The organism is Prevotella veroralis (assembly GCF_018127765.1).
Classification (GTDB): Bacteria; Bacteroidota; Bacteroidia; order Bacteroidales; family Bacteroidaceae; genus Prevotella; species Prevotella veroralis.
Window position 1 is genome coordinate 252,682 of the sequence record NZ_CP072331.1, and the last position, 16,229, is coordinate 268,910.

Consider the following 16,229-nt stretch of genomic DNA (forward strand, 5'->3'; position numbering starts at 1 on the left):
AGCTATTAGGTGGAATGGTCAAGGGACTATTTTCGCTTCAAGACAACTTGCTCGTTGCAGGCATCCGTCCACTTCCTTAGGGCGTCATTCCATTGTGGTATGTTCTTTAAAGGTATTCTTCTGTGGTTAATTTGCATCTTCTGATGGAAAGTAACGACGTTCCCTTTCTGTGTAAAACGGCAGGTAAGCGTACCCTCGGGAGTGTTGAAAGTGGCAGAAGCGGGCAGGTAATCCACACGATAACCAGCCGGAATCGTCAATACCGACTGCCTAACAACGTTACAGCGAACAGGCAGATAATAGTCGTGTGTGCGTTGGGTGGTATCAATGCGGGCATCGAAAAGATTGTTATGAGGGTTCATCTCAATGTAAACCTCACCATCCGCTTGCTGTACAGCAGGCTTGTTTACGACCTTACCCGTAAACTTCCCCCACTCGTGGCGAGCGTCATCATCGATCCACTTAACGTCCGATACGGTCATATTATGCGCATCCGAGTTAAGGTTGTTAGCAAGGAGATCATCGGTGCGCTTGCTTCCTACACCATCAGAAACCGACATGAACCACTCTTTCATATCGCCTCGTGTCATATAGGTAGCCGTTCCCACGAGCGCATCCCCTTGTAGTTGATAATTGTAAGAGAGGCTATCAATCGATTCATCAGGCTTCCTGACAGGCACAATCTCAAGTCTTGGGCGGTCGCCGTTGGCTATCATTGCCTGCGAACCTTGTATTCCTTGCGGTGTATAAGTGTATGGGATATGCTTGCAAGTGGCGTCAATAAAGTAAGTCTTACCCTTATATAAGAGCGTACAAATCACGTGATCGGCACTCGCGAGAGTAGGTACATCACTCATCTTAAACGGTATCTCCTCCGTACCAATGTCCGTCCAACGTGCATCGAAACCCTGTGCTTTGAGCAAGGTAGTGAGCAGTAACGCCATTCCCTTACAATCACCATAACGCTTGCGGAGTACCTCGGCAGGTGTATCGGGGCGGTGCCCGGCTATCCCGGCTTCGTAGGCTATGTATCTAATATTGTCCTGTACCCATCGATAAGTATTGCTGATACGGTCTTCGGGGGTCTTACTTGTCTTGTTAATCTCGGCTAAGAGCGACTGAAGATTCGGTATATTGCAATCAACATCAGCCATTTTCATCGACCAGCTGTACAATGCGTTGACATCAGCAAAGGGTCCGAGAATCAACAAATAAGGATAGACACTCGACGAAGGGGGCATTTGCGCATCCTCTTTCATGCGATTGCAATTCGTCAAAGTATAGCGATAAACGTCATTCGTGGCGGTCGACTCGTGCGCAACCTGTATGTTATACCCCTCAAAATTCATCTCTTTAAGCCTATAACCAGCCAACTTCTTCGGAATAGTGATGGTCAGTGTCTTGTGCTGAATGAAGTATTCTTCGAGCAAGTAAACGCGTGTGAAATACTTAATATCCTTGAAGGTGCGCTCGAAGGAGGCACTGCTTGTTTTGCCTTTCTTACTTATCTCACCTTGAAGGGTGCATGCCTTCGTATCGTCGTAGAACACATTTTCTGGCGTAACATTCGTATATTGCTTCTGACCATGCCCCGAGATGTTATCCAAAGAGATAAATTCTCCGTAGAAGACGGTGGTTTGCGGCAGTACTTTCGCTACCGAATTAGACAGATAAGTAATCTTTTCTGTGTTCTTAACAATGGGCTTGTCGCCATCAAAAGTCAATGCGTATTGTTCGTCACATTGCGAGATAAGAATCTTATCATCCCATTGTTGCGCTTGAACCTGCACCGTACAGAATATTAATAAAAGGGCTGTAACCAGCGAGCGAAGTGTTTTTAAGTAGCTTATCATCTGTTGTTTTTATAGATAAATATCGTTATATTCTCTTTTGGTAATGGCTTTATAAAATGGTAAGAATACCATTTGCAAAGATAGATAAATATTTCGAATGACAGGCAAAAGCCTTATGTTTTTTTAATAACTTTGTTAAATGATGTGGTGATCACCACTTCCTTTTATCCCTTGTGCCCCTGTCTTAAAACCTAATCAATGATTCTTTACGATGATAGACATCTACACCTTATATAATAGATGATGCTTTCTTAGACAGAGGGAAGATAATGTTCAAATATTGAATGTACACATCTTTATCACAGAAAACATAATGAACAGATATTGAGTCTGCGCATCTTTATCACAGAAGATATAATGAACAGGATTAAAATATACATATTTCTTTCGTTTAAACACACTACACAAGTAGGGACAGACGCCCTCATCTGGAAACCCCTCACAGCCTCCCCCAAGGAGAGGAGCGCCTAATGATAACCTATTTAAATAATTCTTTCTATCCAAAGGGATGCCACAACGTAGGGACAGACGCCCTCGTCTGTCCGCATAAGGGAGACTGCTTGTAATGTAACGTGGAATGTTGGAGCGGACAGACGAGGGCGTCTGTCCCTACTTTGAAGCCTCTCCCCCAACCCATTCTCCGAATGGAACAACCCCTCACAGCCTCCCCCCAGGGGAGGAGTGCCTAACGGGAGTTAGTTAGGAAAGGCTCTTCTTTAATTCAAAATTCAAAGTTCATAATTCAAAATTGTGATTAGGTAGAGTTGACGAGTGGAGAGTTAACAAGTTGACGAGTGATTAGTTCTGTTGTTGAAAAGCGTCAATAAGTTTTTTGCTGGGGCATTTTTAACACAGAATCCACGGATAGCACAAAGCCTAAAGGCGACACAGAGTTCCTAAAGGAACATGGGAATCCACAGAGGCAGACGCCCTCGTACAATTCAAAATTCAAAGTTCATAATTCAAAATTATGATTACTTCGAGTTAACGAGTTGACTGGTTGACAAGTTGACGAGTGATTAGTTCTGTTATTGAAAAGCATCAATAAGTTCTTTGCTGGGGCATTTTTAACACAGAATACACGGATGGCACGAAGCCCAAAGGCGACACAGAGTTCCTTACGGAACACGAGATTCCACAGAGGCGGACGCCCACGTACAATTCAAAATTCAAAGTTCATAATTCAAAATTATGACTAGTTCTGTTTGAAATGATGGACTGCTAAGATGTTCTGTACTATATAGTTCAGTGTAGCGAGGCCGTACTTCGTTAGCACGAGTCATAAAGCAGCAAATGAAGAGGCGCCCTTCTCAATTCGAGGAGGGCGTCTTTTTGCATTAAGGAAAGCATCTCTTCACATCGAAGAAACGCCCTCTTCAATAGGACTAACAACTCGTTAACTTGTCAACCTGTCCACTCGTCCACTCTACCTAATCATAATTTTGAATTATGAACTTTGAATTTTGAATTAAGGGAGGGTGTTCCTTCCTACTGAAACACATACCTCAAGGACATGTATAGCTGGATGGCAAGGACGTAAGTGGGGACATAGCGGGAGGAAAGAAGTAACCCGTAGGTGAGCATGTCGTGCATGGTAGTAATGCTGTCGATGGTTTTGCTCGCTATACCATAGGATAGTGACATGACAAGAAGGATGAAGGATAGAGCGGGAATGAGGCTTGCGGAGAAGCTACTGGGATAGAGTTGACCCGTCACACTCAGTAAGATTGCATGCGGAACAAGCGTCAGCAGCACCATTACCACTATAAAGGCTATGAACTCAACAAGGGCTATGCGCAGTCCTATTCGCTCTGGGTAAGTCAGGGGAAAACGATGTCGTTGCTGTCGGGAGAGCCTCCGCTGTAAGGCTTTCAAGAACCTTGTGCGCACGAAAGCACCCACCGCTATGCTCGCAACCATGAGATATACAAGCCATGACGTTAGTTGATTGCTAACGAAAGAACCGAAGAACCAGCGTATTCCCTCACTGCTCAACAATGAGTGAAGAGCCCAGTCTGGATTGGCTGCGGTTATCAACCATGACAGTAGGATGACGGCTATCTGCGTTAAGGAAAGCACTATGACAACATAACCTAACTTATTCTTCATCAGCACGGAGATTATCTATATCGATGATGCGAAGCTCCAATGCGCGCACAACAAGGCGTGTGGCATTGACGCTCATACCCTTATTACCATCTGGAAAGAGCTTTTGCACGAGTTCATTCTGGCGTTTTTCAAGACTCTTCACACCGAATGGCATGCCTCGAAGATTGGTTATTTGCTCCTTCGTGTAACCGAGTGCAAGGTGTCGAAGGAAGCGTTCGTCGTACTCGTCGATCTCGTATCCTACCATCGCTTCTTGGTGCATTAGCATGCTATTCACGCTCTGTTTGAACCGCGAAACTATCTTTTCTAAGATCGGCTGATTGAATACTAAGCGTTTACCAGACATCACACTCGACACGTCACCACGGGTAAGTAACTCCCCACTCTTTAGGCATATTCCATCGGTACCAGCGTCTAATACGTCCACCCAAAGCTTCTCATTGAGTATCTCACCAGTAAAGATTAAGACCTTAACGTTGGGATATGCCTCCTTAGTCTGCCTACAGATCTCTACACCAACAGTAGTTGATCCACCCAAACCAAGGTCTAAGAGCACCAGATCAGGTAGTTGTTGCTTAATCAACTTCCAGTATGCTACTTCGTTTTCAGCCGTTCCGATGATTTCAGCTTCGGGTATTTCGTTGCGGAAGATACCCTCCGTACCTTTCAATTCGAGTGGCACATCTTCCACTATTACTACTTTGAACTTCTCCATTTTATATATCTTTTTCTATTTAATTCGGTATTTTCTTTATTCCTCCTATTAGGCTTTTGACAGGATAATATCTATCTCTGTCCCCTCGTCTGCGGGCTTAGCTGTAATGCCACAACCGCGCTTGTTGGTTGCTTCTCCATTGTCTCTCACGATCTGCCTACATATAAAGAACATCATTCCCTGCGCTTGTGGTGAGAAGAGTTCATGGCATACTTCAGTCGAGAGGTGCAACGATGAGAGCTGAACATGCAGTGCGACATATCGCTGTTGATACTCTTCTGCACTGATAACGAGCGGTTGGTTCTGGTTTTCAGAGTAGAGTATATCGAAGAGATAAGCAATCATTACAGGGTCGCCAGCCACCAATGGGATGGGTGCTAACGGCTGTTTCAACTTATTTTCGGGTACGATTGCTGTAATATCAACGCTCTTTGCTACCAATTTCACAGCCCTTAACTGGTGCATCGCCTGCTGACTTAGCAAACTGTAAAGCTCCTTGTAATAGACAGCCAACTCATCAATAGCCTCCAAAGGTCTGTCTGTGTCGGACTCAACCAACTGTCGGATGCGTGACGGGTAATACATTGTTTCGTGCTTGAGCGTCGATAGGCAGTTGTCGAGAATACTGTTACTAATATGCAAGCGTTCATTCTCGTATTCCACACAATGCACTTCGTCTTCCAGTGCCTCAATGTCAGCTCTACTCTTCTGGCTTGCTTCCTGTGATGCTACCAAGGCTTCTCTGATTTGCTGAACAATGTTCCGTAGACGCTCAGGGAAGCGGTCGCTGTTTACACGATCAACCTCCTTGAGTTTCTCTTCGACGCTTACATCACTCAAGAGAACGGCATTGATATGCTTTACTCGTTCTATGCTGAATTGATAAGTGAGCCTATGACGATAGTACATCACGTAATACACAGGGAAAATAGACAATAGTAAGAGCACCAAGAGGGCGATAGCTACGTTCTTATTGGTCTCTGACTTCATCATCATTCGGCAATACTCGCCCAGCGAACTATCGGCTGATCGCTCCTTGAAGAGGTGTGTGTAAACACTATTATTGTACTTATAGATGTCCCATTGATGCAGAGCTAAGGCTGCAACAGCACTCTCGTTGCGTATATCCAGAACCACCCTGTAATCAATGGGGACGTTGGCATGAAACCACTTAATCTCTGCCGGCACATTAGAAAGGCTTCCGATGCGTTGCATGAGGAGCTTCCCATGAGGATTGAACCTAAGGTATTGCTGGTTAAGATAATATCGGCACGTGTCTGCAAAGCGTAGGGTCTGCTCGTACTGACCGTTGATATTACTGAAGTAAGCCGAGTCGGCATAGATACCCGCTAATGTCTTGTAGTCCTTTCGGGCTATGGCTGCTGCCTTATCGTCGTTCCGCTGGGGTCGTGCCTGTGCCGAACAGAGGGACGAAGTGGCGATAAGTAGGAACAAGAGGATGCGACTCACGCCCTTAGGAAGGCGGAAGAAGAAGCGTGATCCCTTGTTTTCTTCACTCTTAACTCCTATCTGGCAGACTGAAAATATCTGACTGATCTTGCGGTATTTATTGATAATTCCGTTGCAATTCATTAGTCCGAAACCATGTGAAGTACTGTCTTTTTGATCGTGAATAGGCTTTCGGTCGAATAGATGTTGCTGTGTTTCCTCATTGATGCCACAGCCTGTATCCTCCACAGAAAGCTCCACATAGTCGGCTTCCTCCACTGCCTTGATACATACCTCGCCCCCTGCTGGCGTGAACTTACGCGCATTGTCGGCAAGAGTATTTACCATGAAGAGCGTGAGGATGCGGTCGGCTTTGACGATGGCAGGCGTATCCTCCACATTCAGCTCCACTCCCTTTAATTGGAAACCCATGCGTCCTTTCTTCACAATGTCGAACACCTGCTGTACAGGGAAACTCTCAATATGTAAGGAGAGACGCCCTTGTCGGAGTTGAATCCACTCTGTCAGCGTCGAATTAAGGTCGTTGATCATGTCCGTGAGTTCCCTAATATAAGTGAAGCGTTCGCTTCTCACTGCCTCAGACTCGCCTCCCGTCTTTAGTTTGTTGACCTCATGTAGCATTCGATTGATAAGTGGCATGATGCTGTTAACCAACGATACCTTCGCACGTTGCTCCAGATAGCGTCGCTTGTTATCGACAAGATGAATGTTACTAATGGTCAACTGCTCTGAAATCTCCGCATATTCATCGCCGAGTTGAGCCATATAAGCGATGTTATGTTGCTTCCATTCTTCTAAAGGCAAGAGTAGATTGTCCAGTTCCGATTGGTTTCCTGTGCGCCTGCGAAGGTAATGGAAGATGATTAACAAGGACAGAATTGCAACGATGATGAACCCGATTGCGAAGATCATGATGTTCAACTGCTGCGAAGTAGAGTCCAGTTGATCGGCACGCGCTTCGTAGTATCGGTCCTGACGGGTCTGTTCCTGCAAGTCAAGATATATGTTCCTGTTATAATCACTCGCCTGTTTATTGTCTATAGCAGAGTACACCACGCAGAGTTGTTCACGAATAGAAGCCACCAAGTCGGGGGCTTGGTTAATGGCAGGATTCTGTTTTAAGGCATTCTGAAGACAGATAAGTGCGGAGCGATAGTCCTTTATCTGCCAGTAACAAGACGCCAGAGTACGGTAAGAACCAGCTGTTTGATAGACATCCCCATACTTCTTGAAGATACTTAAAGAGCGTTCGGCGAGGTTGCCCGCGATAAGACTATCGGGCAAGTTCGTGACATTTAAGTATTGAAAAGAGGGCAGGTTATCACGGATAAGTTTCTCTCTACTCTCGTTATTCACCAAGTGCTCACTCAGAGCCTGCAATGAGTTTGCCTCCCAATAAGGGTAGTTATTATGGATAGCAAGCATGTAACAGCGAATGAGATAATCGAACTCCTTCTGGTTAATCTCCTCTTGTTTTCCTTTCGTAAAGACACCTCCTGCACCCACATTATATAAGTACGCGAGCAGTTGAGGCATGTCTGTTTGAATCTCACCATCGGGGTTGATGGATTCAAGAGCACGTACTGACGGTTGCTCCAAACCGACATAATAGTAATAAGTAGAGCTCACTATGGCATATTCCGAACGGGCATATACCATGCGACGTCGCTGTCTTTCGGTCAGGAGTCGGTTATCCTCATAGATACGATGAAAGCGTTTGTTGGCTTTCTCGTTATAATCGTAAAACTCCTTATTGTTCGATTCGCGCTGGCAAAGACGCATCATTTGTATGTCGGCAACAAGCAGTTCTACTTGGTCATCAGTGCTTTGGATCACCTTATTGAGCTTAGTATAAGCCTTGTCGAAGTGCATTTGCATCAAGTCGACAAACGCCAGATTGTTCAGCGCCTCAGCCTTACCTGCGCTGTAACCATCCGACAAGGCGAGGGCTTGCTTCGCATAGATTCGTACCGAGTCAAGATTCCTATAATGGGCAGCATACGCCTTTTCATTATAGTCATCCGCCAGTTGTCTATGTGGAGCCGTACATGCCGAGAAGAACAGGAGTAGGCAGCTTGCCGCCAATGTCACAATTATCTCTTTTGTTCTACTCGTCTTCATCTATTGTATTGAGTCGTTACCATCCATCGAAATGATTTGAGAGACAAATATACGAAACTTTTTTAAAACAGATAGTAAATGGTCTCTTTTAATTCAAAATTCAAAGTTCATAATTCAAAATTATGATTAGGTAGAGTTGACGAGTGGAGAGTTAACAAGTTGACGAATGATTAGTTCTGTTGTTGAAAAGCGTCAATAAGTTTTTTGCTGGGGCATTTTTAACACGGAATACACAGACGGCACGAAGCCTGAAGGCGACACAGAGTTCCTTACGGAACATGGGAATCCACAGAAGCGGATGCCCTTGTGCAATTCAAAATTCAAAGTTCACAATTCAAAATTATGATTAGTTCGAGTTGATGAGTGGAGAGTTGACGAGTTAACAAGTTGTTTGTTCTGTTGGAAACAATAGAGGACCTGTAGGGACAGACGCCCTCGTCTGTCCGCCTTTTCACCCCCCTCTTGGCATCCCGTTAGGCAACATCCCCTCCTTCGGAGGGGCTTGGGGAGGCTTTTATTTGCTGTGATTTGGCGGACAGACGAGGGCGTCTGTCCCTACAGGTTGGCATGTTCTTTAAATAAAGGAGAGGGTGTGTCAAAATAGCCACACACTCTTTTTTATGCACAAAGCCCCGACTTTCTCAAGCCAGGGCTTTGCTATTTCCTAAAGTTTTTGTACCTTTAGGCATACAAAAAAATCTCATTATGACAAAGGTACACTTTCGTTCTTACATACACAAGAAAATGATTCTTTTTCCTCAAAGAATCGATAAGGATATCGCAGAAGATAACCCTGTTCGTCTTTTAGACGCCTTGGTGGATAATCTTATATTGGATAATGTCTACAAGCTTTATAAGCCCAGTGGGCGTAAGCCTTATCATCCACAAATGATGCTCAAGGTGATTCTTTACGCCTATATGAATAATATCTATTCCTGCCGTCGTATAGAGTCGCTTCTCAAGCGTGACATTCATTTCATCTATCTGGCAGGATATGAGCAGCCTGATTTTATTACCATCAATCGTTTTCGTAATCGTGTGAAAAAGGAAATCAACAATATCTTCACACAAGTGGTATTAGTACTTGCAGCCAAAGGTTTGATAAGTCTTGACGTTGAATATATTGACGGCACAAAAATAGAATCGAAAGCCAACAAGTATACCTTCGTTTGGAAGAGAACCGTGGAAAAGAACCGCGCCAAGTTGCAGGAACAAATACGCACACTCTTGCTCCAGGTTGATGATGTCATAGCGCAGGACAATGCCGCTAAGACAGAAGGTGTCGAGTTTACTGCAGCTCTGCTCGATGAGATATCCGAGGAATTGAACAAGTCTTTGGAATCATCCCCTGAGCCTAAGACAAAAGAAGAGAAGCAGGCTGTTAGAACCAAGAAAAAACAGCTTAAAGAGCTTGAGAAGAAACGTAATAAACTCCAAGAGTATGACCAACACCTTGAGATTATGGGGGAGAGAAACTCCTACAGCAAGACCGACCTTGATGCTACGTTTATGCACATGAAGGAGGATGCTATGCGGAACGGACAGACTAAGCCTGGATATAATCTGCAGATAGCAACTGAGAACCAGTTTATCATCGACTTTGCACTCTATGCTAACCGTACAGATACGCTTACACTTCCTTCTTTCTTGGAGTCCTTCAACTCACGTTACCATCGTTATGCCAAGACAGTCGTAGCCGATTCAGGGTATGGCTCCGAGGAGAACTATCTGTTCATGGACGTACATAATATGGAAGCCTATGTGAAGTATAACTACTTCCATAAAGAGCAGCATCCACGCTATACACCTAACCCATTCTGTCCTGCAAGCCTTTATTATAATAAGGAACAGGATTTCTACGTCTGCCCTATGGGACAGCATATGAAGCGTATAGGCATGAAGCGTTCCCTAACCTCTAATGGATTCGTTACTTACAGTGTACGTTATCAGGCAGAACGCTGTGATGGTTGTCCGTTGAGAGGCTCATGTTTTAAGGCAAGAGGGAACAGAATTATAGAAGTAAACCACCAACTACAGTACTATAAACAAAAGGCACGGGAACTACTGACCTCGGAAGAAGGCATCAAGCATCGAGGACGAAGGTGCATAGAACCTGAAGCTGTTTTTGGACAAACAAAATACAATAAAGCCTACAAGAGGTTTAGGCATTTGGGAAAAGACAAGGTCAATATGGATTTTGCCTTCTTTGCTATTGCCTTTAACATAGGAAAAATGTGCAAAAAAAATAATCTCAAGGAGCTAAAAGCTATTATGGAGGTACTTTTAGTCACCTTCAGATGCTCTATAGAAGTTTATATAAGCTATTGGAAGCCCAACAAATCATTTTATATGAAATTAGCGGCATAGCTGCAGTAAATAACGAATTATGCGGTAGATGAAGTAAAGAGGAGTAGAAAAGAGGATGTGTCCATTTTGACACACCCTCAGTAAATACTACTATTAGCAAACAAAGAGGGCGTTTCTTTGATGTGAAGAGACGCCCTTCTCATGGCAAGGAAACGCCCTCTTCAAATGGAGAAGGGCGTTTCTTTAATTAATGATAATACCAACCTGTAGGGACAGACGCCCTCGTCTGTCCGCCAAAGCACAGCAAATAAAAAGCCTCCCTAAGCCTCTCCAAGGAGGGGATGTTACCTAACGGGATGCCATATAAGGGTAAATGGGCGGACAGACGAGGGCGTCTGTCCCTACTTTATAGCCTCACCTTCCAGCTCCTCTCCGAATGAAGAGGGGAGTGGATAGTACCATCTGCCAACAAAGAAGGCGTTCCTTTAATTCTAAGATATTGTTATTAATATTTCTGTAGAGTATTAGCTTGAATGCAAACAGCACTATTTACGCCTCTCTCCAATAGGAGAGGGGGACGGAGTGAGGCTTCCTTATTTCTTATACTTAGCCAACAATTCGCCAAGAATCTCACCATGGTGAAGCTCCTGCCGGATATACTCCTCAATCTGAAGAGCTACATCCTCTCGACCCAACTCACGCAACTTGTCGGCAAGAGGTTGTAGGAACTTTCCTGCCCCCAACTCGCCTTTCTGCATGTTTTCCATCATCTGGAAGACATCCGAAGGGAGCTTTGCATTCAGCGTTGCATAGAACCCGGCATGCACAGACTCCCGATCCGCCAACTCGCGGAAACACTTTGCCAATTCCTCAGGAAGCCCCTGCTCTTCTGCCATCAACGCCAATGAGTAATAGTTCATCACACCCATTGCCTTGCTCATAGCGACTGCCTCGATAAATTTCTCAAGTCCTGTACCTTTCGTCAGACCGTATATTCCTTTTTTGTCCATTGTTTTCTCTTTACTATTTAGTAGTTTTCTTTACTACAAAACTTGGCTACCTTTATCCTTTGCAAGTGCCTTCTCCATAGCACGTTGCTCGGAGAGTGTCTTGATAACGCCGTCTAATTCGACTGATAAAGAGCGTAAAGTCTCAACGCCGGTAGCGTCACTGAGAATCTTTCCCAACATACAAGAAGGAATGCTGGCAGCCTCACTTTCAAGTGCTTTTCCACTCTCCGTCAAGTAAACGTAAGTCTCTCTTGCGTCCTTCTCACCCTTCTTTCTCGTCACGAGTCCTTCGGTTGCCATGCGCTGAATAAGCGGTGTTACCGTATTGGAATCAAGGTAGAGTCTATGCGCCAACTCCATCACCTTCTGTCCATCTTCCTCCCATAATGCCATGAGGACGAGGTATTGTGGATAAGTAATCCCCAACTTCTCCAACAGAGGATAATATGTTTGTGTGACGAGTCTGCTTGCTGTGTACAATCTAAAACATATCTGATTGCGAAGTTTAAGTTGGTCGTATGCCATATTTCTATATCTTGTTTTAATTTGTGTTTGTTTGTGTCAGCCTTGCTATCAAGCTAACTTTCTTGTGTTGTTATCCCTCTTAGAATAATGTACAAAGGTACTATAATGTTCTAACTATCAGCTGATAGCATAAAACATTTAACACTTTTTGATAGTAAAAAGGGTGCTTCAAAGGTCGTTCTCACTATCTTTTAAAGGATAAAACGATTCACATATCCCACAAGATGAGCTTCTACGGGCACACTCTTCATGCGCCCGAACCTTTGAAACACCCCTTTCCTAAAACTTAGGCGATGTCCTTATTCAAAGTAATAAAGGAAAGTTGCAACGCCTTCAAGGGCTGGTTTGCGCTCGCCTTCAATCTCAATTTGAAACTTGATACCTGCTTTGCAAATGCCACGGAGGTTCTCAATGCTGTCGAGTTTGGCAACGAGTCGAACGCGTGAGCCAGACAATACAGGCTTTCCGAAGCGCATCTTGTCCATGCCATAATTAACCATCATCTTAAGATTATGCACCTCGATGATCTCCTGCCACATGTGTGGTAAGAGCGAAAGGGTAAGGTATCCGTGTGCAATCGTACTCTTATAAGGACTCTCCACCTTAGCCCGCTCTTGGTCAACATGTATCCATTGATGATCAAGGGTAGCGTCAGCAAAGAGGTTAATACGCTCCTGATCAACCAGTAACCACTCACTTTCTCCAAGCTTCTCACCTAATCGGGCAGCAAGCTCATCATAGTTATTTACAATTAATTTTGCCATTGTCTTGATTTATTGTAGTTGTTTGTTTGAGTAAACAAGTTAACGAGTTGACGTGTAGATAAGTTACTTGTTCTGTTGGATGTAGTGCCTCAATGTAGGGACAGGCATCCTCACCTGTCCGCCTAAAGAGAGGTAGATTGGGGAGGATTAATCGTGATTTGGCGGACAGACGAGGGCGTCTGTCCCTACACGGTGATGTTCGCTTCATTTGAAGAAAGCCTCTCTTCAATTTAAAGAGGGCGTTTCCTTGATGTGAAGAAAGCCTCTCTTCGATGCGACGGAACGCCCTCTTCCTTTTGACGAGGGCGTCTCTTCGTTCTTGCCCCTGCTGTTTCTGCTAATGAGGCGCAGTTTCGTTACACACCAACCGACCATCCCAACTGACTTTTCGGTGCGGTGTTTCCCACAAGACAAGCAACTTGTTTATTTGCTAACTCGTCTACTCGCCAACTCAGACAGCACTGCAAAAATACAAAAAAGAATCCGAACTGCAAAGCAATCAATCGACTGTCTCAAATGCACTATGGTAGCTGCGGAAGAACAGCAACTGCTCTTCTCGCTCCTCCAAATCGGCTTCCCATAGGGATTCCTCGCCTTGTTGATGACGCTCTAAACGCTTCAGACAACGTGCAATCTTACGTTTGTTGTTGCGCATCTGGAGTGCATCAGCCTGTACCGGACCAACCTCATCCAATGAAGCACGGCGCAGTTTCTGCATGAACCGTTCGAACTGATTATAACGTAATGCCAGTTGCATCATCTTCTCCTGATCCTGCTCTATACCATCAAGTCCCATCAAATCAGCCAGATGCTCATGCTGCCAATCGTCCGATTTGAGCCACATCCATTGGAAATAATGGTGGTCTTCCATCGCAATTAGCTCCTGTATCAATGCATCCTCATCCACATCTGTGGTCTGAAAACGTGTGAATACCATCCGACATAAGTCCACCGCATTCAGATCCATAGCCTCTTCTGTCTGCAATGCCTTCGTAACGATGATTCGCCAACGGGTGTCTTTATGTTTCACCAAAGCGTTGCGCGAACCCTGTAACAGCTCCGACAGCTTTCCTTGGGCAGCCTGCTCGCGCACCTTCTCCATCTTCTTTCGGAGGTTGCGAACCGATAGCGTGCCATCCTCATACCATATATATTGATAGCTCTGAGCCAAGTCGTCGAGGCTAACAGCAAACCGATCATCATCCTCGTTACCTTCGAAACGATAGGTATATTTGTCTAATTCGTCAGAAGAAATGGTCAGATCGCCCACTACCATAGCCCCATCTTCGCCCGTGATATTAAACCCGGAAAAGGGTAACTGCAGTTCCAAAGTGAACGAATCGCCCTCTTTATCAGGTGTGAGGGTGCACGTCAGTGGCTTACCATCAGCACAATCCGCCTTATGAACCTTGTATCCTTCATCGGTCTTCTTCGCTCCTTCGACCCGTACCTCACCATGATACCAATCAATCCGAAAGGTTGTTGACTCGGCATCCTGGCGCACCATCGTGAGGAAATCGGCTGGGTCTACACCTAAATTGATTACTTCCGTAGGACGCACCTCCTCGTCATCATCGCCTAAGACCATCGCTTCAATGCGTCCCAGTGGGGCATTATCTTCCCACTCGGTAGTGCCTTTCGCACGAAAAACAACAAAGCTCTGGCGCACCTGCTCAGGCTCCCGTCCCGTGCGACAAAGGCTGAATCGTGTGGCACGAGTTAGTAGCGGTGCCTTCACGAAAGGGTTATAATCTTCTGACTGGTGATTTACTTCAGTCCATGCTTGTAGACTTTCTGTTTCGTTATCCATTGCAGTTTCCATCGTAAAACGTTATGTTTATGTTGTTGCCAAAGGGCAAAAAGTGGCGCAAAAGTACGAAAATTATCTGAGAAAACGGGTCCTTTCGTGGCAAAAGGTGATATAAAAAAGAGTTGTATCAAGCGTTGATACAACTCTTATAGTCTTTCTTCTCCAGTGCGACTGACGATGTGGAATTATAAAGACCGACTTATTGTCTTATCGTCGTCACGCTCGGCGAGAATTTAGAAGTTATTCTCCTGAACCTGGAAGAAGCTCTGTGGGTGGTTGCAAACAGGGCATACAGCAGGTGCATACTTACCTACTACGATATGACCACAGTTGCGGCACTGCCAAATGCAATCGCCATCACGAGAGAAGACAACCTTGTCCTCAATGTTCTTCAACAGCTTGCGATAACGCTCCTCATGGTGCTTTTCAACCTGACCAACACCGCGGAACTTAACAGCTAACTCTGGGAAGCCTTCCTCCATAGCGGTCTTTGCCATCTGATCATACATATCCGTCCACTCGTAGTTCTCGCCATTTGCAGCGTCTTCTAAGTTCTTCGTCGTTGTTGGGATATCGCCTTCATGCAAGAACTTGAACCATAGCTTAGCATGCTCCTTCTCGTTTAGTGCGGTCTCTTCAAAGAACCCGGCGATCTGCTGGTAACCGTCTTTCTTTGCCTTAGAAGCATAGTAGAGGTACTTAGTGTGAGCCTGACTCTCACCTGCAAAAGCTGCTTTTAGGTTCTGCTCTGTCTTTGTTCCCTTCAAAGCTGATGGGTTAAACTCCTTGAACTTATCGGCTTTTGCGTGACAAACTGGGCACTCAGCAGGAGCCTCAGCACCCTCATACATGTAACCACAAACTGTGCAAATAAACTTCTTCTTCATAATGTTTTTGTATTTAAATAATGTATATCTATCTTATTCTTCATTGATAGCTCCATCGCTCCTAACGATCAGCTCGCCATCAAGTGTTATCCTTTTAGTATTTTTGTAATTATTCCAAATCACGTTGCAAAGGTATGAATTATATCCGAAACAAGCAACTCTTTTCACATACTTTTACCTCTCAACTAATCTATTTAGACGATGGATAATTAGTAAAAGAAGCCTCTTCTTTAATTCAAAATTCAAAGTTCATAATTCAAAATTATGATTAGGTAAAGTTGACGAGTGGATAGTTGACGAGTTAACAAGTTGTTTGTTCTGTTGGAAACAATGGAGAACCTGTAGGGACAGACGCCCTCGTCTGTCCGCTCCAACAGTCCACCTTACATTACCAGCAGCCTCCCTTATGCGGACAGACGAGGGCGTCTGTCCCTACAGGTTAGTATTATCATTAATTAAAGGAACGCCCTTCTCCAATCGAAGAGGGCGTTTCCTTGCAATGAAGAGGGCGTTTCTTCACATCGAAGAAACGCCCTCTTTGTTTGTAAATAATACTATCTACTCCCCTCTCCATTCGGAGAGGGGGCGGGGGTGAGGCTGTAGATTGGGCTGGTGGGAAGCCTGTATCGCCTTGGGGTGAGGCTGGTTGTGGCTGAGA

10 protein-coding genes are annotated in these 16,229 nt (G+C 44.8%); 1 reads left to right on the top strand and 9 read right to left on the bottom strand.

The genetic code is table 11. The features are described from left to right. Positions 1-26: 26 nt before the first annotated feature. The 4 genes from J5A55_RS09130 to J5A55_RS09145 form a co-directional block, all read right to left on the bottom strand. Positions 27-1,853, bottom strand: coding sequence for a transglutaminase domain-containing protein (locus J5A55_RS09130; RefSeq protein ID WP_004384002.1), 1,827 nt, complete (start codon positions 1,851-1,853; stop codon positions 27-29). Positions 1,854-3,341: 1,488 nt separating this feature from the next. Continuing rightward, positions 3,342-3,962, bottom strand: coding sequence for an AbgT family transporter (locus J5A55_RS09135; protein WP_004384005.1), 621 nt, complete (start codon positions 3,960-3,962; stop codon positions 3,342-3,344). Continuing rightward, positions 3,952-4,677 carry a DUF5932 domain-containing protein gene (locus J5A55_RS09140; RefSeq protein WP_004384006.1) on the bottom strand — a complete coding sequence of 242 codons (726 nt, stop codon included), beginning with the start codon at positions 4,675-4,677 and terminating at the stop codon, positions 3,952-3,954. Before J5A55_RS09140 ends, J5A55_RS09135 begins: the two co-directional genes overlap by 11 nt. Positions 4,678-4,725: 48 nt before the next feature. Beyond that, positions 4,726-8,268, bottom strand: a complete 3,543-nt coding sequence (locus tag J5A55_RS09145; protein ID WP_004384007.1) for an ATP-binding protein — start codon at positions 8,266-8,268, stop codon at positions 4,726-4,728. 705 nt (positions 8,269-8,973) lie between these two features. On the opposite strand from J5A55_RS09145, the gene J5A55_RS09150 reads away from it, so the two are divergent. After that, positions 8,974-10,635 carry an IS1182 family transposase gene (locus J5A55_RS09150; RefSeq protein WP_211802952.1) on the top strand — a complete coding sequence of 554 codons (1,662 nt, stop codon included), beginning with the start codon at positions 8,974-8,976 and terminating at the stop codon, positions 10,633-10,635. A gap of 533 nt (positions 10,636-11,168) precedes the next feature. Here J5A55_RS09150 and J5A55_RS09155 read toward each other — a convergent pair. The 5 genes from J5A55_RS09155 to rbr all read right to left on the bottom strand — a co-directional run bounded on the left by J5A55_RS09155 (position 11,169) and on the right by rbr (position 15,571). Next, positions 11,169-11,585, bottom strand: a complete 417-nt coding sequence (locus J5A55_RS09155) for a ferritin family protein (protein ID WP_004381747.1) — start codon at positions 11,583-11,585, stop codon at positions 11,169-11,171. A gap of 33 nt (positions 11,586-11,618) precedes the next feature. Beyond that, complete coding sequence (locus tag J5A55_RS09160; protein ID WP_004381746.1) at positions 11,619-12,110, bottom strand: MarR family winged helix-turn-helix transcriptional regulator; 492 nt, start codon at positions 12,108-12,110, stop codon at positions 11,619-11,621. A 299-nt stretch (positions 12,111-12,409) separates the two neighbouring features. Further along, a complete protein-coding gene (locus J5A55_RS09165; protein WP_004381745.1) occupies positions 12,410-12,874 on the bottom strand; it encodes a MaoC family dehydratase in 465 nt (154 codons plus the stop codon). Between the two features lie 499 nt (positions 12,875-13,373). Beyond that, entirely contained in the window at positions 13,374-14,696 is a 1,323-nt protein-coding gene (locus J5A55_RS09170; protein WP_004381742.1) for a hypothetical protein, read from the bottom strand. Positions 14,697-14,917: 221 nt separating this feature from the next. Then, a complete protein-coding gene (gene rbr, locus J5A55_RS09175) occupies positions 14,918-15,571 on the bottom strand; it encodes a rubrerythrin (RefSeq protein ID WP_004381741.1) in 654 nt (217 codons plus the stop codon). Positions 15,572-16,229 lie beyond the last annotated feature (658 nt).